This window comes from Parvibacter caecicola (genome assembly GCF_003725335.1).
Taxonomy (GTDB): domain Bacteria; phylum Actinomycetota; class Coriobacteriia; order Coriobacteriales; family Eggerthellaceae; genus Parvibacter; species Parvibacter caecicola.
Genome location: NZ_QIBY01000005.1, coordinates 1 through 23,863, shown reverse-complemented (window position 1 = coordinate 23,863; position 23,863 = coordinate 1). Strand labels below are relative to the sequence as shown.

Below are 23,863 nucleotides of genomic sequence, written 5' to 3'. Positions count from 1 at the left end.
GGGGGCACCGTGGGCATTTTCAAAGACGAGAACGGCCGCAGCTACGGCGACTGGACCCATCGCGACCAGCGCACCCGTGAAGAGGCCAACCGCATCGTGAAAGACCCCAACGAGAAGAAGTGGTACGACCAGAACTTCTACATCATCATGTTTTTGCTGCTGTTTTGGCCGGTGGGCATAGTGCTGTGCTGGCGCAGCAGCTGGCCTTTGGCGGCCAAGATCGTGGTGAGCATCTTGCTGGTGGCCATGGTGGTGGCCTTGGCCATGAACTACAACGCGGCAGTGGCGGCACTGGGGTAACTTCCGGTGTTTTTCGGCAGGTTCAAGCGGGCGTTTTTCTCCCGCTTGACCTGTTTTCTCTTGACTTTGAGTGAACTCTATGTGCTTACATAGGGCAGATTGTTGGGGATGAAGCTAACTATGCAATGAGGTGCACTATGAAAATTGCAGAAGTCAGCAAGCGGTATGGCATCTCCGCCGACACGCTGCGCTACTATGAGCGGATCGGAATTCTTCGGGACGTACCCCGCAATCCCAGCGGATTGCGAGATTATTCCGAGAAGAATTGCAACGCGGTTGAGTTTGTGAAGTGCATGCGCGGGGCGGGCATGTCCATCGAATCGTTGAAGCTGTACATGGACCTTTTTTACGAAGGGGATCACACCAAGGGCCAGCGCAAGAAGTTGCTGGAGGCCCAGCGGGATACGATTCGGGCTCGCATCTCCGAGCTGGAAGAGGCGTTCACCCGTCTCAGCTACAGGATAGACCATTACGAGGAAACCTCCTCGGCGGAGCGGGAGCTGATGGCCTAGCCTTTTGGAGGGCAACGGAATTACTCGGGAGCGCGGGCGATGCCTGCGCTCCTGTTGTTGCGGCCGCATTTCGCGGAAATCCGAAGGGAGCTTGCGTGAACAAACAGGAAATGAAGCGTCTGCTGGCGCTGGTGGCGGCAGGGGAGCTGTCGCCGGAGGAGGCGGCGGCGCAGGTTGACGCCCCCGACTTCGTCGATTTGGGGTTTGCCCGGGTGGACACGCGCCGGCAGCTGCGTTGCGGCGTGACCGAGGTGGTGTACGGCGAAGGCAAGACAGCCGCCCAGGTTACGGCCATCTGCCAGGCGCTGGCGGAAGAGGGGCAGCCCCGGGTGCTGGTTACGCGCCTTGCGGCCGAAAAGGCCCGGGCGGTGCAAGAAGCGCTGCCCCAGGCGCTCTATTGGCCCGATTCGCGGCTGCTGCTCACCCAGCCCCTGCCCCAGCCGGATGGCAAGGGCGCCATCGTGGTGGTATGCGCCGGCACCAGCGACTTGCCGGTGGCGGAAGAGGCGGCCATTACCGCCGAGGCCCTGGGGAACAAGGTGGAGCGCGTCTACGATGCGGGGGTGGCCGGCATCCACCGGCTGTTCTCCAGCGCCGACGTGCTGGCCCAGGCCCGCGTGGTGATTGCGGTGGCCGGCATGGAAGGGGCCCTGCCCAGCGTGGTGGCGGGGATGGTGCCGTGCCCGGTGCTGGCGGTGCCCACCAGCGTGGGCTACGGGGCGTCGCTGGGGGGCGTGGCGGCGCTTTTGGCCATGCTCAACTCCTGCGCCAGCGGCATTTCGGTGGTGAACATCGACAACGGTTTCGGGGCGGCGTTTCAGGCCAGCCTGATAAATCATCTGTAAGGGGGCTGGCAATGGGCAAAACCTTGTACTTGGAATGCGAGGCGGGGGCCAGTGGCGACATGCTGGTGGCGGCCCTGCTGGATTTGGGGGCCAGTCGAGAGGTGCTGGAGGCAGCCCTGGCCAGCCTGCCCCTGGAAGGCTACGAGGTGGTGGTTTCCCGCGTGGAGAAGTCGGGGCTTTCTGCCTGCGACTTCGACGTGCGGCTGGATGCGGCCCATGAGAACCACGATCACGACATGGCCTACCTCCACGGCACGCTGGAAGAGGCGGGGGAGGGCCGTGGCCACGGCCACGGGCACGAGCACGTTCACCGCAGCCTTCCGGAAATAGAGGCCATTATCGACGCCGGCGCCCTCACGCCGGGGGCAAACGCTCTGGCCAAAAAAGTGTTCGGCCTTTTGGCCGATGCCGAAGCGGCCGCCCATGGCCGTCCGCGAGACGAGGTGCACTTCCACGAGGTGGGGGCGGTGGATTCCATTGTGGACATCGTGGCCGCGGCCGTGTGCCTGGACAACCTGGCCCCCCAAGAGGTGGTGGTAACCCGCGTGGCGGAAGGGCGGGGCACGGTGCGCTGTCAGCACGGCATCATCCCGGTGCCGGTGCCCGCCACCGCCTACCTGCTGCGGCAGGCCGCCATTCCCACCAGGCCGCTGCCGGTGGAAGGCGAGCTGGTAACCCCCACGGGGGCGGCGCTGCTGGCGGCGGTGCGCACCCGGGGCCAACTGCCGGACGAGTACCTTATCGAGGGCTGCGGCATGGGGGCCGGCAAGCGGGATTACCCCACTTCCGGCTTGGTGCGCGCCTTTTGGATTTCCTAGGTTGCTTTATTACTCTACTGTGCTAAAGTATCGGCACTGACGATGCCGGGCCTCCCTCAGCGCCCGGAGCATTGCGAAAGCAAACGACCGGAAAGGAGCTGTTGTGGATCTGGTGACGCCTCTGGGGTTCAGGGATATTCTGCCCGCCGAAGCGCGAGAGCGGGAGGCCATTGCCCGCGAGGTGGCGACGCTGTTCGACGCCCGCGGCTACCGGCCCATCGAAACCCCCACCCTTGAGGTGATGGACGTGCTGCAGATGGGGGCCCGCAGCGTGCTTTCCCCGTTCAAGTTCTTCGATGCCCGCGGCGATCTTTTGGCCATGCGCCCCGACGTAACCGTGCAAATCGCCCGCATGGTGGCCACGCGGTTTTCCCAGGTGGAGGGCCCGCTGAAGCTGCGCTACCAACAGCGGGTGTTTCGCGAGGCGGTGCCGGAGATGCTCTCGGCCGCCCGCGAACAAACGCAGGTGGGGCTTGAGCTGATAGGTCAGGCGGGGCCCGCCGCCGATGCGGAAGTGGTGCGGCTGTTCTGCGAGGCGCTGGCGCTGGCGGGAGTGCGCGGCTACACCCTGGGGCTGGCCACGGTGGGGGTGCTGCAGGCGCTTTTGCAACGCAGCGGCGCGCCGCTGCAGTGGCAGCAACAGGTGCGGGCCGCCTTTCATTCCTCCAATTTCGTAGAGCTAGAGCGGCTCACCAACAGCCAAAACCCGCCCCAAGATGTGGATTCCTCGGGGCTTGCGCCAGTGTTTGCCCAGGCCATCCGCCGCCTGCCCAGCATTCGCGGCGGCCTTGAGGCCATCGCGGAGCTGCGGGAGCTGGTGGCCCCCTTGGGCTGCGAGGCGGATTTGGATGACTTCGAGACCACCTGCCGCGCGCTGGAGGGCCTGCCCGGCCAGCCGCGATTGCTGGTGGATTTCTCCCTCATCGGTTCGCCGGATTACTACACCGGCATCCTGTTCAGTGCCTATTCTCCCGATTTGGGGTCGGCCGTCGGGGGCGGCGGCCGCTACGATTCCATGATGGCCGCCTTCGGGTGCCCGCGCCCTGCCGCCGGCTTCGCCTTCGCCTTGGAAGACGCCATGGCGGCCGCATCCAGCGCTTCTGCGGCGGATGCGGCCGCCGCGCCCCAGCGCCCTTTGCGGGTGGCGGTGCCGAAAGGCGCCCTGCACAAAGACGCGGTGGCGGTGCTGGAGGCGGCGGGCCTGAACGTGGAAGGGCTGCTGAACCCGGGCCGCGCTCTCATCGTCTCGAACCCCGGGGTTGACTACATCATCGTGCGCCCCTCCGACGCCCCCGCCTTCGTGGCGCTGGGGGCGGCCGATTGCGGCATTTGCGGGAAGGATTCGCTGCTGGAGGCCAATTCCGACGTGGTGGAATTGGAAGATCTGCACTTCGGCGCCTGCCGCTTCGTGGTGGCCATGCCCGCCGGCGCCCAAGAGGCGGCCGATGAGCGCTACCGGCGGCTGGGGTCCATCCGCGTGGCCACGAAGTACCCGCGCATCACCGGTGCCCACTTCGCCAAAACCGGCATGCAGGTGGAAATCGTGCAGCTGCACGGCAATATCGAGCTGGCGCCGCTTACCGGCATGGCCGAGTGTATTGTGGACATCACCGCCACCGGCGCCACACTGCGGGAGAACAACCTTGAGGTGACCGAAGAGGTGCTGGGCTCCACCGCCCGCTTCTTCGCCAACCCGGCGGCCTTGCGCACCGACGAGCGCATCGGCCCTCTGGCCCGCGCGTTGGCTGGCGCCACCGCTGGGGTTACCTTCGAGGCCATAGCCGGCCAACCGCAGTAAAATAGTCCCTCGGGGCGGGCGTGCCGCCGGCCCCTTCCCAAGTGTTAAGGAGAACATCCATGCGTCGTGTAGTGCTGGGCCCCAACGATTTGTTTTCGGCCTCCCTCATCAACCGCACCGGTGCGTTCAACGCCTCCGCCATGACCGCCGCCACCGCCATCGTGGAGCAGGTGCGCGCCGAAGGCGATGCGGCCCTGCGGCAACTTACCCTGAAGTTCGACGGGGTGGAGGTGGAGCAGCTGCGGGTGAGCGAAGAAGAGATTGCCGCCGCGCGGGCCGCCGTTGCACCGGAAACTCTGGCGGCGCTTCAGAAGGCCGCCGATCAGATTCGCGAATTCCACGAGCGCCAGGTGGAGCAGAGCTGGTTTTTCGCCCGGGGCGACGGGGCGCTGGTGGGGGCCAAGATAACCCCGCTGGATTCCGTGGGCATCTACGTGCCCGGCGGCCGGGCCCTGTACCCCTCCACCGTGCTGATGAATGCCGTTCCCGCCCAGGTGGCCGGCGTGCGCCGCATCGTGTGCACCACGCCGCCCACGAAAAGCGGCGCGCTCGATCCGGCCATCCTGGCCGCATGCGACATCGCTGGCGTCACCGAGATTTACAAGGTGGGGGGCGCCCAGGCCATCGGCGCTTTGGCCTACGGCACCGCCTCCATCGCGCCGGTGGACAAGATAACCGGCCCCGGCAACGCCTTCGTGGCGGCGGCGAAGAAAATCGTGTCGGGGGATGTGGGCGTCGATATGATAGCCGGGCCCTCGGAGGTGTGCGTGGTGGCCGACTTCACCGCCGACCCGAAGCTGGTGGCCATCGATCTTATGGCCCAAGCGGAGCACGACCCGCTGGCCGCCTGCTACCTGGTGTGCTTCTCGCAGGATTACGCCGACGCGGTGGAGGCAGCGGTGCAGCGGCACCTGGCCGATTCCAGCCGCGCTGACATCACCCAAAGCTCGCTGGACAACGAGGGGCTGTGCGTGGTGTGCGAAACCATGGCCCAGGCGCTGGAGGCGGTGAACGTGATTGCCCCCGAGCACCTGGAACTGCACGTGGCCGACGCCATGGACCTGTTGGGGGCCATCCGCAACGCCGGCGCCATCTTCCTGGGGGCCTGGACCCCCGAGGCGGTGGGCGACTACGTGGCCGGCCCCAACCACACCCTGCCCACCGGCGGCACCGCCCGCTGGGCCAGCCCCCTTTCCACCGACGATTTCGTGAAGAAGTCGTCTATCATCCAGTACACGCCGGCGGCCCTTGCCCGCGACGGCGAAACGGTGCGCACCATCGCCACCCATGAGGGACTGTGGGCCCATGCCCGCAGCGTGGAGCTGCGGCTGGAAGAGCTGGAAGCCCAAGGGCTGGGGGCGGCTGGCCGTGCGGTGGAGGCCTCCCGTGGGTAGCCTGCGTCCCCCCAGCAGCCGCCTTGAGGGGCTGGTGCCCTACGACCCGAAGTACATTCCGGCCGAGGTGATGCTGTCTGCCAACGAGAACCCTTCCGATGTGCCGGAACAGCTGCGCCAAGAGCTTGCCCGCGCCCTGAAGGGGGTGCCCTTCAACCGCTATCCCGACCCGCTGGGAAACCAGCTGCGAGCCACCATCGCCGAGGCCAACGGCCTTGAGGCGGATTGGGTGCTTCTGGGCAATGGCGGCGACGAGCTGCTGTTCAACGTGGCGCTGGCCTGGGGCGGCAGCGGGCGCACCTTCCTCGATTTGCCCCCCACGTTCTCGGTTTACGCCGCCAACGCCCAGGTGACCAACACCACAGTGGTGTCGGTGGCCCGCCGCGCTGACTTCTCCATCGACGAAGAGGCGGTGCTGGCGCGCGTTGCCCAGGGGGACATCGATTACGTGATAGTGGCATCCCCCAACAACCCCACGGGGCAGCTGGCCTCCGAGGAGTTCCTGCTGCGGCTGCTGGACGCCACCGACGCTCTGGTGCTGGTGGACGAGGCCTACTTCGAGTTTTCCCACCGCACCATGCGCCCTTATCTGGAAAGCCACGAGAACCTGCTCATCCTGCGCACCTTCTCGAAGGCATTTTCGCTGGCCGGTGTGCGGCTGGGCTACCTTTTGGGGCACCCTTCGGTGATTCGCCAGTTCCTGAAAGTGCGCCAGCCCTATTCGGTGGACGCGCTGTCGCAGGCGGTGGGGCAGGTGGTGTTCCAGAACCGCGCCCTGTTCCAAGAGGGCATCGAGGCCATTCGCCAGCAGCGGGCGCGGCTGTTCGAGGGGCTGCGGGCCATCCCCGGGGTTCAGGTGTTCGAAAGCGATGCGAACTACCTGCTGTTCCGCATGCCGCGGGCGGGGGAGGCCTGGGAGTACCTTCTGGGCGAAGGGGTGCTGGTGCGGGACTTCTCCCGGGCGCCCTTGCTTGAGAATTGCCTGCGGGTGAGCGTGGGCTCGCCCGAGCAGAACGACCGGTTTTTGCAGGCGCTGCGCCGCTTCGTGATGGGCGGTGCGCCGGCCGGGGAGGCTTGAGGGCGCCGCAGCTGCGGGCGACGGCGCGAAGGGGCGGCTGGTGCCGCTGGTGTTTGAGCAGATAGGGACGACATGATGGACATGCGCACTGCCCGGGTGAGCCGGGCCACGAAGGAAACCAACATCACCATCGAGGTGGGGCTGGACGGCGCCGGCACGGTGGACGCCCAAACCGGCATCGGGTTCTTCGATCACATGCTGGACGCCTTCGGCCGCCACGGTTTGCTGGATTTGCAGGTGGACGCCAAGGGCGATTTGCGGGTGGACGGCCACCACACGGTGGAGGACACCGGCATTGTGCTGGGGCAAGCGCTGGCGAGCGCGCTGGGGGACAAGCGGGGGATTTCCCGCTTCGGCCAGTGCGTTTTGCCCATGGACGAGGCGCTGGTGATGGCGGCGCTGGATATCTCCGGCCGCGGTGCCCTGTACTGGGACGTGCAGCTGCCCTTCGGCATGGTGGGGGACTTCGATGCCCAGCTGGCGCGGGAGTTTTTCATCGCGCTGGCCGCCAACGCCGGCATAACCTTGCACGTGCGCCAGTTGGCCGGCGACAACGCGCACCACGTGATCGAGGCCACCTTCAAGGCGGTGGCCCGGGCGCTGCGCCAGGCGGTAGAGCCCGACCCGCGGGCCGCCGGGGCGCTGCCCTCCACTAAAGGCGCGCTGTAGGAAGCGGGGCAGACCGGTGAGCGTTGTTTTAGTCGATTACCACAAGGGCAACATCCGCAGCGTGGAGCGGGGGCTGCAGGCGGCCGGCGCCGAGGTTTTAGTGTCCGACCGCCCTGCCGACGTGCGCGCCGCCGATGCGGTGGTGCTTCCCGGCGTGGGTGCTTTCAGCGACGCCGCCGCCACGTTGGACCAGCTGGGTTTGGCCGCAGCGCTTAGGGAGGCCTGCGCGGCCGGCGTGCCGTTTCTGGGCATCTGCCTGGGGATGCACCTCATGTTCGCCGGCGGCGAAGAGCACGCTTCAGCGGACGCGCCGGCGCCGGGCCTGGGGCTTTTGCCGGGGGTTGTGGGGCGCGTTCCCGCCACCGATGAGGCCGGCCGCAGCTTCAAGGTGCCCCATGTGGGCTGGAACAGCGTTGAGCTGGTGCCAGGCGCCCCTTCGCTGCCCCAGGCCCTGTTCGAGGGCATCCGCGATGGGGAGTTCTTTTACTTCACCCACAGCTTCCAGGCGCCGCAAACGCCGGCCACCGTGGCCTGCACTTGCCATGCCCAGAGCTTTCCCTCGGCGGTGGCAGTACCGGGAAATCCCCAGTTCGGTGTGCAGTTTCACCCGGAGAAAAGCTCGGATGCCGGCGCTCGGCTGCTCGCGAACTTCGTCCGCCTCGCTGCTCGTGACAGGGGGACGGGGATAACGTCAGGTTTTTAAGGAAAGGATGATCGCATGTATCTGCTTCCTGCCATAGACATACTGGGGGGCAAGGCGGTGCGCCTGGCCAAAGGCGATTACGCTGCCGTGACCGAGTACAACGACGACCCGGTGCTGCAGGCGCAGTTGTTCGAGGAGGCCGGCGCCCAGTGGCTGCACGTGGTGGATTTGGACGGCGCCAAGAGCGGCAACGCCGATAACATCGAGGTGGTGCGCGCCATCTTGGCCCGCACGAAGCTTTCGGTGGAAGTGGGCGGCGGCGTGCGCAGTCTGGAGGTGGTCGACCGTTTGCTGGACGCCGGCGCCAACCGGGTTATTCTGGGCACGGCGCTGGTGCGCGACCCGGATTTCGCCCAGGCGGCCATCGAGAAGTTCGGCCCCGATGCGCTGGTGGCTGGCATCGATGCCAAGGCAGGGGAGGTGGCTGTGGCCGGTTGGACGGAAGGCTCGGGCATCGGTGCCGAAGCTCTGGCGGCCCGCATGGCGGCTTTGGGCTACGAGCGCCTAGTGTTCACCGACATCGCCCGCGACGGCATGCAAACCGGCTTCGATGCCGCCGCCTATCAGGCCATGGCCGCCGCCTTCGGCAACCCTGTCATCGCGTCGGGGGGCCTCTCTACCGTGGCCGACATCCAGGCCCTTTACCCCATTGCCGACGCCATCGAGGGCATCATCGCCGGCCGCGCCCTATATGAGCGCACCCTCACCGTGCAAGAAGGCGTTGCCGCCTGCCACCACACCCTGGAAGCCGGCACCCTCTCCGCCGAAGAAACCCCCCTCACCTTGGAAGACCTCGCGTAAAACGCGCATATGACGGGGGACGGGGATAACGTCAGGTTTCTGGAGGGTGGTCCGACCCGACAGGCCTGCGCTCGACGCTCCGTACGAGGGGAACTAACTCGCCCTTCAGGCGAGTGGATTTCCCCTCTACTCCGCTTGGCCGGACCTCGCTCCGACCTGCCGGGTCGGCCCAGCCAGGATGCTATCGCGGGTCGAATTCGTAGGGCAGAGATTCTATCCCTGCCTAAACTGACAAGGAAAGCCTTTGTCTCCTGAAGGAAAGGTGCACATGCTTACTAAACGGGTGATTCCCTGTCTGGACGTGAAGGACGGGCGCGTGGTGAAGGGCGTGAATTTCGTGGGGCTGCGGGACGCCGGCGACCCCATCGAGCTGGCCTGCCGCTACGATCAGCAGAAGGCGGATGAGGTGGTGTTTCTGGACATCACCGCCACCTCCGACAATCGCGACACCACGGTGGAGCTGGCCAGCCACGCCAGCGAGCGGCTGCACCTGCCCTTCTGCGTGGGGGGCGGATTCCGCAGCGTGGCGGACATTCGCCGCATGATAGCCGCCGGCGCCGACAAGGTGTCGGTGAACTCGGCTGCGGTGGCGAACCCCCAGCTCATCACCGATGCGGCCCATGCCTTCGGCACCCAGGCCATCCTGTGCGCCATCGACGCCAAGCAGGTGCCGGGCAATCCCAACAAGTGGGAGGTGTACGTGGCCGGCGGTCGCAAGGCCACGGGGCTGGATGCGGTGGAATGGGCGGCCGAGGCGGCGCGGCGCGGCGCGGGGGAGATTCTGCTCACCTCGATGGACCGCGATGGCAGCCGCGACGGCTTCGACTGTGCCCTTACCCGTGCGGTGGCGCGGGCGGTGGACGTGCCGGTTATCGCCAGCGGCGGCGTGGGGAAGCTGGAGCACTTCGCCCAGGGCATCCTGGAAGGGGAGGCGGATGCGGTGCTGGCCGCCAGCGTGTTTCATTTCGGCGAATTCACGGTGCGCCAGGTGAAGGAATCGATGGCCAGCTTCGGTATTCCCGTTCGGCTGTAGCCCTGTGGGGCGTCGGCGCTTCGGCTTTAGGCGCACGGCCCCGGTTTGCTCGGCCCGTACCCGGTGAAAGGAACTCCACGATGGATTTCTCCCTGTTGAAATTCAGCCAAGACGGCCTCATTCCCTGCATCGTGCAAGATGCCGATAGTGGCGAGGTGCTGATGATGGCCTGGATGAACGCCGATACCCTTGCCCGCACGCTGCAGTGCGGCGAAACGGTGTTCTGGTCCCGCAGCCGTCAAGAGGTATGGCACAAAGGGGCAACTTCGGGCAATACCCAGAAGCTGGTGGAGCTGCGCTACGACTGCGACGGCGACACGCTGCTGGCCCGGGTGCGCCCCGCCGGCCCCGCCTGCCACACCGGCGCCCGCTCCTGTTTCTTCCGCGCCTTCGACGCTCCTACAGGCAGCTAACTTGGAGAAGATGTCCCGCGCAGCCCTTTTCCGCCTCTTCATCGTCCCGCATTTCATCCCCCGTGGCGGAAATAGCCGCCTAATCCCGCCGCCGGCGCCGCCGAGTCCCTCCGTTGTGCCCGCCGTGACGGAAATAGCCGCCTAATCCCGCCACGGCGGGACAAAAACCCCGCTTATTCCGAGTTGTGGCGGAACTAGGCCCCTATTTCCGCCACCAGTTCGATGCCAGGGCTTCGTTTCGGGTCCAGTGGCGGAACTAGGCGGCTATTTCCGCCACGCGGGGGCATGCGGGCGGCGGATGTGGGTTGCGAGCGGGCGTGTGCGGCGTGTGCGGCGTGCGGGAATGCGGACATGCGGCATGCGGGCGGCGTGCGGCATGCGGGCGTGTGCGGCGGACGGCGTGTGGCATGCGGGTGCGGCGCGCGGGGGCATGTGGACGCGGGTTGCGGACGGCGTGCGGGCATGGCCGTTGGTTGCCGCTGATGGCTATTGGTTGCTTGAACCGGCGCCCCCCTTGCGCTACTATAGGTGCTGGCCTTATCCCTTTTCGTGAAACAAATGCAGCAGGCCAGGGCTTTCGCCCGGTGCCAGAGGTGATGATTCGGCCGCTTCTTATCCTTTCGCTTTGACAAGATGGGAAATTCCTCAGGTATTTTTGACCCCTCAGGTACTGTGCGCGCAAGCGCTGTTTGTTCCCGCCCATTCCCTATTTTGAGGAGGAAACCGTGAAGTTCTTTTTGGACACCGCTGACTTGGCGGAAATCGAGGAGGCGGCCAGCTGGGGCGCGTTGGCGGGTGTGACCACCAACCCCAGCTTGTACGCCCGCATTGGAGGCAAGCTGGACGATTTTCACAACCACATCAAGCGCATCTGCGATATCGTGGGGCCCGACTGCCCCGTGTCGGCCGAGTCGGTGGCCATGACCCGCGACGAAATTGTGGCCGACGGCTGCAAGCTGGCGGAAATCGCCCCCAACGTAGTGGTGAAGATTCCCACCATGGTGGAGGGCCTGGCCGCCACCCATACCCTGGCCGGTCGCGGCATTCCCGTGAACATGACTCTGTGCTTCACCGTGCCCCAGGCGCTTCTGGCCGCCCGCGCCGGCGCCCGTTACATCTCGCCGTTCGTGGGCCGCTTTGACGACATCTCCGAAGACGGCCTGTTCCAGCTGGAACAGGTATGTAGCGCCATCGGCAACTACGACTTCACCGCCAACACCGTTAACGGCGAGAAGATCGAGATCATCGCTGCGTCCATCCGCAGCGCCAACCACGTAACCCAGGCCGCCCTGATGGGGGCCGACATCGCCACCGTGCCTTTCGGTGTGCTGAAGAAGATGGTGCAGCACCCGCTTACCGAGCGCGGCTTGGACGCATTCCTTAAGGACTGGGAGAAAGTTCAGAACGCATGAGTGAAGTAACTGAGGAGAACCAGGGCGCAGCCGAATCGGCAGAAGCGCCGAAGCGCCGCGCCATCCGCACCCGTAAGGCGGCTGCCGAAGGGGCGCCGGCCGCAGCGGAGGCGGCAGACGAGGCCCAGGAGAAGCCGAAGCGCAAGACCGCTGCCCGCAAAAAGGCGGAAGCCGCGGCCGAGGCGCTGGCAGAAGGGGCTGCGGAAGGAGAGGCGGCGGCTCCCAAAAAGCGCAGCACCCGCGCCCGCGCGAAGGCGGACGAGGTGGCTGCCGCCCCTGCCGCTCCCGTAGCCGATGAGGCCCCGGAGGCCCCGAAACGGGCCGCTCGCGGCCGCAAGAAGGCTATGGAAGCCGAAGGGGCGCAGGCTGCCGCGGCCGATGCCGCAGCTGCTGCCGCGCCCGCGGCCGACGGGGGCGCCGATGCCGCAGCTGCTGCCGCGCCCGCGGCCGACGGGGGCGCCGAGGCAGAAGCGAAGCCCCGCCGCACCCGTCGCACCCGCGCCGCAGCCGACGAGGGCGCCGATGTGCCCGCCGTCCCGGCCGCAGAGCCGGCTGAGGCGGCGGCCCCGGCCGCCGATGCCGCCGAGGGGGCCCCGGCCGCCGATGGGGAGGGCCGCCAGAAGCGCCCCCTGCGCCGCGAGAAGCAGCGCCCCGAGAAGCGTCCCGGCAACAATCAGGCCCAGGGCAACAGCCAGGGCGGCAAGAACAACCGCAACAACCAGGGCAAGGGCAACCAGAACGGCCAAAACAACCAGAACAACCAGAACAACCGCAACCAGCGGCGCCAGCACCGCCAGAACAACCGCGAGGTAGCGCCGTCTGTCACCAAGGAAGAGCTGGCTGAATGGAAGGTGGCCGACCTGCGGGCCCGCGCCGCCGAGTTGGAGCTTGACGCCGCCGGCATGAAGAAGTCGGAGCTGGTGGAGGCCGTGTTCGAGGCCACCATGAAGGCGGAGGGCTTCATCGAAGTGCAGGGCATCCTGGACATCATGGGCGACGGCTACGGCTTCCTGCGCACTTCCGGCTACTTGCCGGGCGAGAAGGACGTCTACATCGGCGCCAATCTGGTGCGCCGCAACGGCCTGCGCCCTGGCGACATGGTGCGGGGCCAAACCCGCCCCGCCCGCGAGAACGACAAGTTCGCCGCGCTGCAGAAGATCATCTCCGTGAACGGCATCCCGGTAGAAGAGCTGGGGAGCCGCCCCAAATTCGCTGACCTCACGCCGGTGTACCCGGACGAGTGCCTGGTGATGGAGCACGGCAAGAACACCATCACCGCTCGCGTCATCGACCTGGTGGCTCCCATCGGCAAGGGGCAGCGCGGCCTTATCGTGTCGCCCCCGAAGGCGGGCAAAACCACCATCCTGAAGGACATCGCCGCCGCCATTTCCGCCAACAACCCCGACGTGCACCTTATGTGCCTGCTGGTGGACGAGCGCCCCGAAGAAGTTACCGACATGCAGCGCTCTATCCGCGGCGAAGTGATCTCTTCCACTTTCGACATGCCCACCGAAAACCACATCCAGGTGGCCGAGCTGGTGATAGAGCGGGCGAAGCGCCTGGTGGAGAACGGCGTTGACGTGGTGATTCTGCTAGACTCCATCACCCGTCTGGCCCGCGCCTACAACCTGGCCCAGCCGGCCTCGGGCCGTGTGCTCTCCGGCGGCGTGGACTCCAGCGCCCTGTACCCGCCCAAGCGCTTTCTGGGCGCCGCCCGCAACATCGAGGGCGGCGGCAGCCTTACCATTTTGGCGTCGGCCCTCATCGACACCGGCTCGAAGATGGACGAGGTGATTTTCGAGGAGTTCAAGGGCACCGGCAACATGGAACTGAAGCTGGACCGCTACCTGGCCGACCGCCGCATCTTCCCCGCCATCGACCCGGTGGCCTCCGGCACCCGCAAGGAAGAGCTGCTGATGGACCAGATGGAAGCGCCGCTCATTTGGGCTGTGCGCCGCATTCTGGCGAATTTGAACAACACCGAGCGGGCCATGGACATGCTGATCAAATCGTTGAAGAAGACCGAGAACAACCAGCAGTTCCTCATGCGCACCGCCAAGAAGGCCCAGGTGGCCCAAGGGCGCATGGACGAGAACATGGAACTGTAGGGCTGGAAAACCAAAGGACTAGATGCGCTGTGAGCGATTCCGAAAAACAATGGCAGAACGACATGTGGCCCGCCGCCGGCGATGATGCTGCCGCGGGGGAGGGCGCCCCGGCAGGCGGTGAAGCTGCGGGGAAGGAGGCCGGCTGGGCCCCGGCCCCGGCGGCTTCCACGGCCCCTTACGGTGGCCTGTACACTGAAGCCCCCGCTGCGGCCCCTGGCGCTGCCCCGGCCTCCGCTGCGCCGCCCGCCCGCCCCGCCTATTCGCAGCCCGCTGCCGCGCCGGCTTCCGCCTATGCCGCCACCTACGGCTACGGCGGCGGCGCGGTGCCCCCGTACGGTGCCGCCCCGGCTCCGGCGGCAGCCCCGACTCCGGTGGCTCCCCCGAAGAAGGGGGGCAAGGGCTGGATTGTGGGCCTTGCGGTGGTGATTTGCCTTTTTCTGCTGTGCGCCATCGCCATCGGCTCGTGCACCTCGGTGTTCTCCGCCTCCATGGGCAGCCTGGGCGGCCTGGGCTCGGTGGCCGATGAGGTTACTTACGGCGACACGGTGGGGGTCATCAACATCGATGGCACCATCCAGTACGACGGCAGCACCGCAAGTCCCGAGGGGCTGAAAGCCCAGCTTGACCGCGCTGAAGCCGACGACAACATCGTGGCCGTGGTGCTGCGGGTGAATTCCGGCGGCGGCACCGCTACAGCCGGTGAAGAAATGGCCATCTACGTGCGGGACTTCAGCAAGCCCATCGTGGTGTCCAGCGCCTCCATGAACGCCAGCGCCGCCTACGAGATTTCCTCCCAGGCCGATTACATCTTCACCGCCGAAACCACTGCTATCGGCTCCATCGGCACCGCCATGCAGATAACCGACTACTCCGGCCTTCTGGAGAAGCTGGGCATCCGCATCGACAACATCACCTCCGCCGAGTCGAAGGACTCCACCTACGGCGACCGCGCCCTTTCCGAAGAGGAGCGCGCCTACTACCAGCAGATGGTGGACCAGATCAACGCCACGTTCATCGAGAAGGTGGCCGCCGGCCGCGGCATGACCGAAGAGGAAGTGCGGGCGCTGGCCACCGGCCTTACCTTCACCGGCATCGACGCGGTGGAAAACGGCCTGGCGGATGAGATCGGCACCCTGGAGGACGCCATGGACTTCGCCGCCATGCTGGGCGGGGTTTCCTCCTACGACGTGATTTACCTGCAGCAGAGCGGCGCCGACCTCAGCTCGCTGCTGGGGCTGATGGGCGAAGACGAGGCCCAGCCGGCTCAGGCCGAAGAGGCGCTGCAGGCGCAGGCAGCCCTGGGGATGGCGGCATAAATTCCGCCCGACGGGACCCTGTTATGGGCTAACATTGGCAAGGCCGGGTTCCGGATGTGCGGGGCCCGGCCTTTTGGAAGCATAAGGGCCGCTTCGGCCGGCGAGGGCCGAGCCAGGCGGCAAGAGAGGGAAACTCATGGCTGACCTGAACATGAGCGAAAAGGTGGAGTGGCCGGCGCGCGCCGTGGTCACCGCAGGCATGCCCTACGGCAACAAACCGCTTCACTTCGGCCACATCGGCGGCGTTTTCGTGCCGGCCGACTGCTTCGCCCGCTTTCTGCGCGACCGCATCGGCGCCGAAAACGTGCGCTTCGTCAGCGGCACCGACTGCTTCGGCAGCCCCATCAACGAAGGCTACCGCAAGGCGGTGGAGGCGGGCACGTGCGATGGCTCCATTGCCGATTACGTGATGGCCAATCACGAGGTCCAAAAGTCCACGCTGGAGGATTACCAGATTAGCCTGGACATTTACGAGGGTTCCGGCATCGGACACGCCGGCGACGTGCACCAAACAGTCACCGACGGCTTCATCCGCGTCCTGCACGATAACGGCCATTTGCAGCTGAGCTCTACGCTGCAGTTCTTCGACACCCAGGCCAACACCTTCTTAAACGGGCGCCAGGTGCACGGCCGCTGCCCGGTGGCCGGATGCAAGTCGGAGAACGCCTACGCCGACGAGTGTGATTTGGGCCATCAGTACGAGCCTGCCGACCTCATCAGCCCGGTGTCGTCGATAACCGGCACCGTGCCCGAGATGCGCCCGGTGGAAAACTGGTACTTCGACCTGCCCGCCTTCCGCGACTACCTGGACGCCAGCGCCGAGGCCATGGAGGCGGACCCGGAAATCCGCGCCATCGTGCCGCAGGCGGTGAAGGAATTTCTGGTCCCCCCTATCATCTTCGTAAAGAACGAGGCCTACGACGACTACCTGGCGCTGGCCGATCAGCTGCCGCCCCACGTGTTCCGTCCGGCCGAGAAGGGCAAGCAGAGCTTCGAGTTGGAGTTCGATACCATCGAAGACCGCGACGCCGCCCGTCCGGTGCTCACCGGTGCCGGCATCCGGCTGCGCACCGGCAAGGCGCTGGTGCCCTTCCGCATCACCGGCAACATCGAGTGGGGGGTGCGCGCCCCTGAAATGGAAGGGGTGGAAGGCCTTACCGTGTGGTGCTGGCCGGAATCGCTGTGGGCCCCTATCTCCTTCACCATCGCCGCCAACGATGCCCGCGGCCTGCCCCGCGGCGCCTGGCGCGACTTCTGGTGCGCCGACGACGCCTGCGTGTACCAGTTCATCGGCCAGGACAACCTTTACTTCTACGGGGTGGCCCAGCCGGCCATGTGGGAAGCGCTGAAGCCGCTGGACATCCTCACCGGCGAAGCCACCGAAACGCCGCTGCGCCAAACCACGCTGGTGGCCAACCACCACATGCTGTTCGGCAAAACCAAGGCGTCGTCGTCGGGGAAGGTGAAGCCGCCCACTGGCGAGCAGCTGCTGGAGCACTACACGGTGGAACAGCTGCGCGCCCACTTCCTGGCGCTGGGGCTGGATCAAAAGTCCGTGGGTTTCAGCCCAAAGCCCTTCGACCCCGACGAGAAGAAGCGCGACGACCCCCGCGTGGCCGACCCGGTGCTGAAGGAGGGCGCGCTGCTCACCAACGTGTTCAACCGCCTGGCCCGCAGTTGCTTCTACGAAGCCCAGAAGAACTTCGACGGCTGCATGCCGCTGGGGGCGGTGAGCCCTGATGTGGTGGCCCGGGTGGCCCAGGTGCTGCAAACCTACGAGGCCACCATGCACCGGGTGGAGCTGCACAGCATCATGTCGCAGATGGACGAGTTCATCCGCTACGCCAACAAGTGCTGGACCGATGGCATCACCGCCGCCCAGAAGCTGGGAGACGACGCCGAAACCGCAGCGCAGCAGGCCGCTGCCGCCGCGGCGCGCCGCCAGGTGCTGGTGGATTCCTTCTACCTTCTGCGGGTGGCCGCGCTGCTGATGCACCCGGTGGTGCCGAGGGGCTGCGAAACCATCTGCGATTACCTCTCCTTCGACTTCGCCGACTTCTTCAGCTGGAACTACGATTTCGAGGGCATGGAGGAGCTGTGCTCGGCCATGGAGATCGACGAGGGGGCCCACCGCATCCAGCCGCTGCCGCCCCGTTTCGACTTCTTCCGCAAGCACGAGAGCCAATATAAATAAGTAAGGGCCGCCCTTGCCGGGCGTCTGGAGAGGGCATGTCGGGGGGAGCGTCCCGTTTTGGTGGCGCGCGGTTTTTACGTGCGCTGGCCAATATTTCCCTTGAAAATCCCGACCGCAGTTTTCGTAGGGCAGAGATTCTATCTCTGCCTAACGGACGGCCCGCCCGTGCTGGCGGCCCAGGCAGACATAGGATGTCTGCCCTACGAAGAACCCCTGGTGCGAGGACCTGTGTCTACGAGGGCTCAACGCGGAGGACGAAATGCCAGCCGCTTCTCGTGACGAGTGCGTGCATTCCGCCGGTTTTCCCTTGAAAACGCCGGCCATTGTGGTATTTTAGGCAGGCTGTGTTCGCAATGGTGCGGACGCGGCGGCAACTATCACACATGCTCGCGCGACTTGGCTCCGCCAGTGGCCACCGGAAAAGGCTGCGGAAGGCAAGGAAGACCGCGGGCAGAGGACTAACGAATGGAGAATGAAATGGCGAAAGTCAGCATTCAGTCGCTGCTTGAAGCAGGCGCGCACTTCGGTCATCAGACCCGTCGCTGGAACCCCAAAATGAAGCCGTACATCTTCGGCAGCCGCGGCGACATCTACATCCTTGATTTGAAGCAAACCCTCATCGGCATGGACAAGGCTTACACCTTCGTGTCCGACCTGGCCCGCAAGGGCGGCGTGGTGCTGTTCGTGGGCACCAAGAAGCAGGCGCAGGAGCCCATCGTGGAAGCCGCCAACCGCTGCGGCATGCCCTACGTGAACTCCCGCTGGCTGGGCGGCGAGCTGACCAACTTCGTCACCATCCGCGCCCGTGTGAACCGCATGGAAGAGCTGGAGGCCATGGAGGCCGACGGCCGCATGGCGCTGCTGCCCAAGAAGGAGCAGATCCTGCTGCGCAAAGAGCTGGCCAAGCTGCAGACCAACCTCAACGGCATCCGCAACATGAAGAAGGTGCCCGACGCCGTGTTCGTGATCGACACCTGCCGCGAGCAGATTGCCATCCACGAGGCCAAGCGCCTGGAGATTCCCGTGGTGGGCACCCTGGACACCAACTGCGACCCCGATGACGTGGACTTCGGCATTCCCGCCAACGACGACGCCATCCGTTCGGTGCGCATGCTGGCCGACTTCATCGCCGACGCCGTAATCGCCGGCTCGGGCGCCGAAGTGACCGTGGCCGAGATGGCCGGCGCGGTTCCCGAGGGCCAAGTGGTCACCTCTGTGGTGGAAACCCCCGAGGGCACCGTCGAGGTGGAGGCCATCGGCACCGCTGACGGCACCAGCGTGGTGACCAAGGAAGAGGCCGCTCCGGCCGCTGCCGCCCCCGCCCCTGCCAACGACGACGTTGAAGTTTCCGAAACCTTCGCCGAGTAAAGGCGCACTTTTCGTTCCTAACTTTTAGAAAGAGAGACAACATGGCTGCTATCACTGCTTCTATGGTTAAAGAGCTGCGCGAGATGACCGGTGCCGGCATGATGGAGTGCAAGAAGGCCCTGGCCGAGGCCGACGGCGACATGGACGGCGCCGTTGACGTGCTGCGCACCCGTGGCCTGGCCGCTGTGGCCAAGAAGGCCGGCCGTGCCACCAACGAGGGCACCGTCATGGCCATCGTGTCCGACGACTGCAAGACCGGTGCTTGCATCGAGCTGAACTGCGAAACCGACTTCGTGGCCATGAACGAGAAGTTCAAGGCCTACGCCGACCGCATCGCCCGCGCTGCCCTGGCCGCCGGTGCCCAGGACGTGGAAGCCGCCAAGGCCGCCGAGATCGACGGCGAGACTGTGGAGGCCATCCTCACCGACGCCATCCATGTGATGGGCGAGAACACCCAGCTGGCCCGCGTGGCCGTGGTGGAGGCCCCGGCTGTGGCTTCCTACATCCACGGTGGCGGCAAGATCGGTGTGCTGGTAACCTTCGACGTGGAGGGCATCAACCCCGCCGACGCCGCGTTCCAGGCCTACGGCCGCGACGTTGCCATGCAGGTGGCTGCCATCAACCCGGTGTCCTGCACCCGCGAGGACGTGCCCGCCGACGTGGCCGCCCACGAGATGGCCATCTACAAGGCCCAGGCGGCCGAGTCCGGCAAGCCGGAGGCCATCCAGGAGCGCATGGCCCAGGGCCGCATGGACAAGTTCTACAAGGAGAACTGCCTCACCGAGCAGACCTTCGTGAAGAACCCCGACGTCACCGTATCCCAGTACACCGACGACACCGCCAAGGAGCTGGGCGGCACCATCAAGGTGACCAGCTTCATCCGCTTCCAGCTGGGCGAGTAACTTTTCGTCCGGCGCCTTTGAGGCGCGAAGATCTGAGCTTTGGAAATCCCCGGTTTCGGCCGGGGATTTTTTCGCGCCCGGGGCATGGGGGCGGCCGGAAGGGGCGCTATGCCGGATGCCCGGCGGTCGAAGGGGGAGCGCGGAGCCGGCGCTGGCGTGCGCCTCGGCGCGACGGCCGTGGGGTTATTGCGAAGCGGGAAGGTGAGGTTTCGGTTTTCTCCTATAATAGGGAAACCAACCCGCGACGCGGCCGTATCCCGGCCGCGGTTTTACCCGATAAAGGTGGTTTCATGTCCGAAGAAGTAATTGTGGTGAAAGGCAACGGCGTCCTTCGGGGCACGGTGCGCGTATCCGGCGCCAAGAACTCGGCGCTGAAGCTGATGGCTGCAAGCATCCTGGGCCAGGGGCGCACTATCCTTCACAACGTGCCGGACATTTCCGACATCCGCCTGATGGGGGAGGTGTTGCGGCGTTTGGGGGCAACGGTGGAGCGGGAAGGCCACACCGTGATTGTGGACACCTCCACGGTGGACAGCTACACCACTCCCTACGATTTGGTGTCGAAGATGCGCGCCAGCATCTCGGTGCTGGGGCCGCTCATCGGCCGCTTCGGCCGGGCGCATGTGGCCATGCCCGGCGGCTGCCAAATTGGCGCGCGCAAGATAGACATGCACATGGTGGGGCTGGAAGCGCTGGGGGTGCAGTTCACTGTCGACCACGGCGATCTTCTGGCCGAAACCCCGGGCGGCATCCACGGCGCATCGGTGCTGCTGGAGTTCGCCAGCGTTGGCGCCACCGAGAACATGCTGATGGCGGCCGTGGTGGCGCCAGGCCGCACGGTGATCGAAAACGCCGCCCGCGAGCCGGAAATCGTGGACTTGGCCAACATGCTGAACGCCATGGGGGCCAAAGTCACCGGCGCCGGCAGTTCGGTGATAGAGGTGGAAGGGGTGCCGCTTTCCGCCATGCATCCCTGCGAGCACACCACGGTGGGTGACCGCATCGAGGCGGGCACCTTCCTGGTGGGGGGCGCCTTGACCGGCGGCCCCCTGACGGTGGAAGGGGTGAACCCGGACCACCTGCACATGGCCATCGTGAAGCTGCGGGCCATGGGCTGCGATGTGACCACCGGCGAGAATTCCGTCACTATTTCCCGCACCCGTTCGCTTTCCAGCATCGACATCCAAACGCTGCCGCATCCGGGCTTCCCCACCGATCTGCAGGCGCAGTTCATGCTGCTGGCTTCCATGGCCGACGGGGTTTCGGTCATCACGGAAAACGTGTTCGAGAACCGCTTCATGTTCGCCGCCGAGCTGCACCGCATGGGGGGCGACATCTCCATCGAGGACCATCACGCCATCGTGCGCGGCGTGGGGCGGCTGCAGGGGGCGCCGGTGAAATCCACCGACTTGCGCGCCGGCGGGGCGCTGGTGCTGGCGGGCATCGTGGCCGACGGGCAAACCCAGGTGCACCGCATCGAGCACATCGACCGCGGCTACGAGGACTACGTGGGCAAGCTGGCTTCGCTGGGGGCCGATGTGACCCGTCGGGTTCTGTAGAGGTTCCGACATCTGTTTGGGGCTTCCATAGGGTACAATCTTTGTGCTGTATAAATTGGTGCAAGGAGACGCCATGCTAGATAGCAACAAACGCCGAGCTCAGCAAACCCGACGGATATCCAGGCAAATGGAATCTTCCAGCACCTATGGCACCCATAACGCGGGAGGGGGTGCGTCGCGCGAGCCCTACCGGCCTTCGAAGGGGCCCCGCAACGCCGACCGCGTAAGCTTTTCAGACGCCCGCAAAACCAATCAGGCAAAGCGGGGTTACGTGCGCCAGGTGCAACCGCGCACCCGCACCGGCGAATCCAACGACGAATACAAGAAGCGCATCTCCAAGCGCACCTATGCCGAAGAGCTGCGCCGCCGCGCTTCCATGAAAAGCGGCGCCACGCTGGCGGCCATCGGCATCGTGGTGCTGGTGATTGCCGTGGCGGTGGGCATTGGCGTGTTCTTCGCCAGCTCGAACGCCAAGCTGAGCCTGGGGGACTCCAACGCCGCCGGCGCTTTGACGGCCGCCGAAGAGGGGCAGCCCTTCTACGTGCTGTGCGCGGCCCAGCTGCCCGGCACCTCTGACGGGGCTGCAGCAGGGGAGGGAGACACCTCCGGCGAAGGCGGCGACAGCGATGAGGGCGACAACGGCAATGCTAGCGAGGGCGACAACGCCAGCGGCGAAGGCGACAACGCTGGCGAGGGCGGCGACAACGCTTCCGCCGACGACCAGCAGGGTGGCGAGCCGGCCGGCGAGGGCGAAGGCGGCCAGGCCCCTGAAGGGGAGAACCCCGAGGGCGAAGGCGGCGAGGGATCTGATTCGGCTGATGCCGGCCTTAAAACTGACACCGCCTATCTGCTGGTGCGGGTAGACCCTGCCAACAAGCACCTGGCCTTCGTCACCGTTCCTTCCTCCATCACCCTCACCTTGAGCGACGGCCAGAGTCACTATCTCTACGAGGCCGCCGCAGTGGGCGGCGACGCCGAGCTTATCAAAAGCGTGGAGAGCATCGCCGATGTGAAAATTTCCCAGTTTGCCTCCATCAAGGCGGAGGGGCTGAAGTCGGTGGCGGCCAAGTTGGGGCTGGACGAGGCCACGGTACCCATCGCTCCCGCGGCCGACCAGCTGAACTACAAAACCCTGAAGCAGGCCTCCGACGCCCAGATTGCCTTCATGGTGGCGGTGTTGGACAAGGCGCTGGGGGATGAAAGCGCCAATTTGGCCGGCTACCTTTCCGAACTCTCCGCCGATGTGCAGGTGTCTTGGGACGCCTCGGGGCTGTTGGCGCTGGGGGAGGCGTTCACTCCCTTCGGCGAAGTCACCGTTACCGGTTCGCTGGTGCCGGGGCGCATGGCCACTGAAAACGGCCGCGACGCCTACATCATCACCGACAACGCCTGGCAATTGATGTTGGACAACATCAAGAACGGCCGCGGTCCCGATTCCATCGACGGCGGCGACCAGTTGGATCTGTCGCAGATTTCCGTCACGGTGCGCAATGGTTGCCGCGTAGACGGGCAGGCGGGACGCATGCGGGACGTGCTGCTGGAAACCGGTTTTGACGTGAGCAGCGTGGGCAATGTGGACGATGGGGCCCTGTACAAGGAAACCTTCGTCATCTACCACGATGAGAAGTACGCCATCGCCGCCCAGGTGGCCCTGGCCGACATCGGAGTGGGGCGCTCCTTCGACGGGGGCGATTTCTACAGCTTCGATACCGACCTTCTGGTGATCGTGGGCACCGATTGGGTGGCCCCCGACGGCACCGGCGCCCAGTAGCCCGCGCGTCTTGTCCTGTTGCCGGGACGCCTGTGACGGGGGCGTTGCGGGATTGCGCTTCTTTCGTGGCCCGCATCGGCCGCGACGGCGGTGTGGTATCATTCCATCTGTTTGAAAACACTACTCGATAGGAGCATTCTCATGGTTGAAAAGTCCGATGTGGCCGCTGTGCTGGAACTCATTCGTCCTTCCCTGCAGGCCGACGGCGGCGACGTGTCGCTGGTGGACGTGTCCGAAGACGGCGTGGTGACCGTGGAGCTGCAGGGCGCTTGCAAGGGCTGCCCCATGTCGCAGATGACCCTGGCCAACGGCGTTGAGCGCATCCTGAAAGAGCGCGTTCCCGGCGTGACCTCGGTGGTGCCGGCCGGCATGTAGCCGCAATTCGATAGTTTTGCAAAGCGAGGGCCTTGGCTGCCCTCGCTTTTGTTTTAATGGCCCTAAGAGAGAAGGAGGTTCCGTCGTGGTGAAATGCTGGGCCCGTCGCGGCTGCGACGACGAAATGCAGGGGCGCTGCCCCCACAACACCCCAGGCGAGGCATGCCCTGCTGACTGCCATTACGCCGCCTGCGTGCGCCCCACCCACAAGGTGGCGGAAGATTTCGGGCTGCTGTTGAACCCCGAGCGCGACTACGACGCCGCCCTGAAGCAGGTGTGCCGCTTCTGCGAGCACTTCCTCACCAACGGCCCCACCGTGGCCGAGCGCACCAAAGAAGTGCCCCGCGTGGGCAACCCCAACCGCTTCCTTTTGTAGAGCAGCTGTGCCAGGGGGGCGTGCCAGGGGGGACGTACGCTTTTGACACACGCGTGTGTCAAAAGCGGGGCTGGCCTACGTGCTGGGCTTCGCGCTGGCGGCCTTCATCCTGTACCGG

Annotated in this window: 22 protein-coding genes; all 22 read left to right on the top strand. The window is 65.8% G+C overall.

The genetic code is table 11. The features are described 5' to 3' along the window. The first annotated feature begins 9 nt into the window (after window positions 1-9). The 22 genes from DMP11_RS04445 (at window position 10) to DMP11_RS04335 (ending at window position 23,745) form a co-directional block, all read left to right on the top strand. Window positions 10-300, top strand: coding sequence for a holotricin-3 (locus DMP11_RS04445; RefSeq protein WP_194950435.1), 291 nt, complete (start codon window positions 10-12; stop codon window positions 298-300). Between the two features lie 137 nt (window positions 301-437). After that, a complete protein-coding gene (locus DMP11_RS04440) occupies window positions 438-812 on the top strand; it encodes a MerR family transcriptional regulator (RefSeq protein ID WP_123185304.1) in 375 nt (124 codons plus the stop codon). 95 nt (window positions 813-907) lie between these two features. Continuing rightward, window positions 908-1,657 (top strand): nickel pincer cofactor biosynthesis protein LarB, encoded by a 750-nt coding sequence (gene larB, locus DMP11_RS04435; protein ID WP_123185303.1) that lies wholly within the window; start codon window positions 908-910, stop codon window positions 1,655-1,657. Between the two features lie 11 nt (window positions 1,658-1,668). After that, window positions 1,669-2,475 carry a nickel pincer cofactor biosynthesis protein LarC gene (gene larC, locus DMP11_RS04430; protein WP_123185302.1) on the top strand — a complete coding sequence of 269 codons (807 nt, stop codon included), beginning with the start codon at window positions 1,669-1,671 and terminating at the stop codon, window positions 2,473-2,475. 103 nt (window positions 2,476-2,578) lie between these two features. Next, entirely contained in the window at window positions 2,579-4,273 is a 1,695-nt protein-coding gene (gene hisZ, locus DMP11_RS04425; protein ID WP_123185301.1) for an ATP phosphoribosyltransferase regulatory subunit, read from the top strand. A 59-nt stretch (window positions 4,274-4,332) separates the two neighbouring features. After that, window positions 4,333-5,667 carry a histidinol dehydrogenase gene (gene hisD / locus DMP11_RS04420; RefSeq protein ID WP_123185300.1) on the top strand — a complete coding sequence of 445 codons (1,335 nt, stop codon included), beginning with the start codon at window positions 4,333-4,335 and terminating at the stop codon, window positions 5,665-5,667. Beyond that, window positions 5,660-6,745: a histidinol-phosphate transaminase gene (gene hisC, locus DMP11_RS04415; RefSeq protein ID WP_235869390.1), complete on the top strand. Its 1,086-nt coding sequence runs from the start codon at window positions 5,660-5,662 to the stop codon at window positions 6,743-6,745. The genes hisD and hisC overlap by 8 nt, the downstream gene beginning before the upstream one ends. 72 nt (window positions 6,746-6,817) lie before the next feature. Then, window positions 6,818-7,414, top strand: a complete 597-nt coding sequence (gene hisB / locus DMP11_RS04410; protein ID WP_306811820.1) for an imidazoleglycerol-phosphate dehydratase HisB — start codon at window positions 6,818-6,820, stop codon at window positions 7,412-7,414. Window positions 7,415-7,430: 16 nt separating this feature from the next. Then, on the top strand, window positions 7,431-8,117 hold the full coding sequence (gene hisH, locus DMP11_RS04405) for an imidazole glycerol phosphate synthase subunit HisH (protein WP_123185298.1): 687 nt from the start codon (window positions 7,431-7,433) through the stop codon (window positions 8,115-8,117). 15 nt (window positions 8,118-8,132) lie between these two features. Next, the gene (gene hisA, locus DMP11_RS04400; RefSeq protein ID WP_123185297.1) at window positions 8,133-8,918 is read left to right on the top strand and encodes a 1-(5-phosphoribosyl)-5-[(5-phosphoribosylamino)methylideneamino]imidazole-4-carboxamide isomerase; all 786 of its coding nucleotides are present in this window, start codon (window positions 8,133-8,135) and stop codon (window positions 8,916-8,918) included. A gap of 268 nt (window positions 8,919-9,186) precedes the next feature. After that, a complete protein-coding gene (gene hisF / locus DMP11_RS04395) occupies window positions 9,187-9,951 on the top strand; it encodes an imidazole glycerol phosphate synthase subunit HisF (RefSeq protein ID WP_123185296.1) in 765 nt (254 codons plus the stop codon). Between the two features lie 80 nt (window positions 9,952-10,031). After that, the gene (gene hisI, locus DMP11_RS04390; protein WP_123185295.1) at window positions 10,032-10,364 is read left to right on the top strand and encodes a phosphoribosyl-AMP cyclohydrolase; all 333 of its coding nucleotides are present in this window, start codon (window positions 10,032-10,034) and stop codon (window positions 10,362-10,364) included. A gap of 725 nt (window positions 10,365-11,089) precedes the next feature. Then, window positions 11,090-11,776 (top strand): transaldolase family protein, encoded by a 687-nt coding sequence (locus DMP11_RS04380; RefSeq protein ID WP_123185293.1) that lies wholly within the window; start codon window positions 11,090-11,092, stop codon window positions 11,774-11,776. After that, complete coding sequence (rho, locus tag DMP11_RS04375; protein ID WP_214646993.1) at window positions 11,773-13,884, top strand: transcription termination factor Rho; 2,112 nt, start codon at window positions 11,773-11,775, stop codon at window positions 13,882-13,884. The genes DMP11_RS04380 and rho overlap by 4 nt, the downstream gene beginning before the upstream one ends. A gap of 29 nt (window positions 13,885-13,913) precedes the next feature. Then, on the top strand, window positions 13,914-15,200 hold the full coding sequence (sppA, locus tag DMP11_RS04370) for a signal peptide peptidase SppA (protein WP_235869389.1): 1,287 nt from the start codon (window positions 13,914-13,916) through the stop codon (window positions 15,198-15,200). Window positions 15,201-15,336: 136 nt separating this feature from the next. Further along, window positions 15,337-17,394 carry a class I tRNA ligase family protein gene (locus DMP11_RS04365; protein WP_123185292.1) on the top strand — a complete coding sequence of 686 codons (2,058 nt, stop codon included), beginning with the start codon at window positions 15,337-15,339 and terminating at the stop codon, window positions 17,392-17,394. 465 nt (window positions 17,395-17,859) lie between these two features. Continuing rightward, window positions 17,860-18,762 carry a 30S ribosomal protein S2 gene (gene rpsB / locus DMP11_RS04360; RefSeq protein WP_371826722.1) on the top strand — a complete coding sequence of 301 codons (903 nt, stop codon included), beginning with the start codon at window positions 17,860-17,862 and terminating at the stop codon, window positions 18,760-18,762. A gap of 41 nt (window positions 18,763-18,803) precedes the next feature. Further along, complete coding sequence (gene tsf, locus DMP11_RS04355) at window positions 18,804-19,664, top strand: translation elongation factor Ts (RefSeq protein WP_123185291.1); 861 nt, start codon at window positions 18,804-18,806, stop codon at window positions 19,662-19,664. Between the two features lie 290 nt (window positions 19,665-19,954). Beyond that, window positions 19,955-21,223, top strand: coding sequence for a UDP-N-acetylglucosamine 1-carboxyvinyltransferase (gene murA / locus DMP11_RS04350; RefSeq protein ID WP_123185290.1), 1,269 nt, complete (start codon window positions 19,955-19,957; stop codon window positions 21,221-21,223). A 127-nt stretch (window positions 21,224-21,350) separates the two neighbouring features. Continuing rightward, a complete protein-coding gene (locus DMP11_RS04345) occupies window positions 21,351-22,994 on the top strand; it encodes an LCP family protein (RefSeq protein WP_161555297.1) in 1,644 nt (547 codons plus the stop codon). 141 nt (window positions 22,995-23,135) lie between these two features. After that, window positions 23,136-23,369, top strand: coding sequence for a NifU family protein (locus DMP11_RS04340; protein WP_123185288.1), 234 nt, complete (start codon window positions 23,136-23,138; stop codon window positions 23,367-23,369). 85 nt (window positions 23,370-23,454) lie between these two features. Then, window positions 23,455-23,745 carry a hypothetical protein gene (locus DMP11_RS04335; RefSeq protein WP_123185287.1) on the top strand — a complete coding sequence of 97 codons (291 nt, stop codon included), beginning with the start codon at window positions 23,455-23,457 and terminating at the stop codon, window positions 23,743-23,745. The last annotated feature ends 118 nt before the right edge of the window (window positions 23,746-23,863 follow it).

Bases quoted from the DNA above. Each gene is read 5' to 3' on its own strand.
- DMP11_RS04440 (WP_123185304.1), top strand. From the start codon at position 438: ATGAAAATTGCAGAAGTCAGCAAGCGGTATGGCATCTCCGCCGACACG.
- larC (WP_123185302.1), top strand. From the start codon at position 1,669: ATGGGCAAAACCTTGTACTTGGAATGCGAGGCGGGGGCCAGTGGCGAC.
- hisD (WP_123185300.1), top strand. From the start codon at position 4,333: ATGCGTCGTGTAGTGCTGGGCCCCAACGATTTGTTTTCGGCCTCCCTC.
- hisB (WP_306811820.1), top strand. From the start codon at position 6,818: ATGATGGACATGCGCACTGCCCGGGTGAGCCGGGCCACGAAGGAAACC.
- hisA (WP_123185297.1), top strand. From the start codon at position 8,133: ATGTATCTGCTTCCTGCCATAGACATACTGGGGGGCAAGGCGGTGCGC.
- hisF (WP_123185296.1), top strand. From the start codon at position 9,187: ATGCTTACTAAACGGGTGATTCCCTGTCTGGACGTGAAGGACGGGCGC.
- hisI (WP_123185295.1), top strand. From the start codon at position 10,032: ATGGATTTCTCCCTGTTGAAATTCAGCCAAGACGGCCTCATTCCCTGC.
- rho (WP_214646993.1), top strand. From the start codon at position 11,773: ATGAGTGAAGTAACTGAGGAGAACCAGGGCGCAGCCGAATCGGCAGAA.
- DMP11_RS04365 (WP_123185292.1), top strand. From the start codon at position 15,337: ATGGCTGACCTGAACATGAGCGAAAAGGTGGAGTGGCCGGCGCGCGCC.
- rpsB (WP_371826722.1), top strand. From the start codon at position 17,860: ATGGAGAATGAAATGGCGAAAGTCAGCATTCAGTCGCTGCTTGAAGCA.
- tsf (WP_123185291.1), top strand. From the start codon at position 18,804: ATGGCTGCTATCACTGCTTCTATGGTTAAAGAGCTGCGCGAGATGACC.
- murA (WP_123185290.1), top strand. From the start codon at position 19,955: ATGTCCGAAGAAGTAATTGTGGTGAAAGGCAACGGCGTCCTTCGGGGC.
- DMP11_RS04345 (WP_161555297.1), top strand. From the start codon at position 21,351: ATGGAATCTTCCAGCACCTATGGCACCCATAACGCGGGAGGGGGTGCG.
- DMP11_RS04340 (WP_123185288.1), top strand. From the start codon at position 23,136: ATGGTTGAAAAGTCCGATGTGGCCGCTGTGCTGGAACTCATTCGTCCT.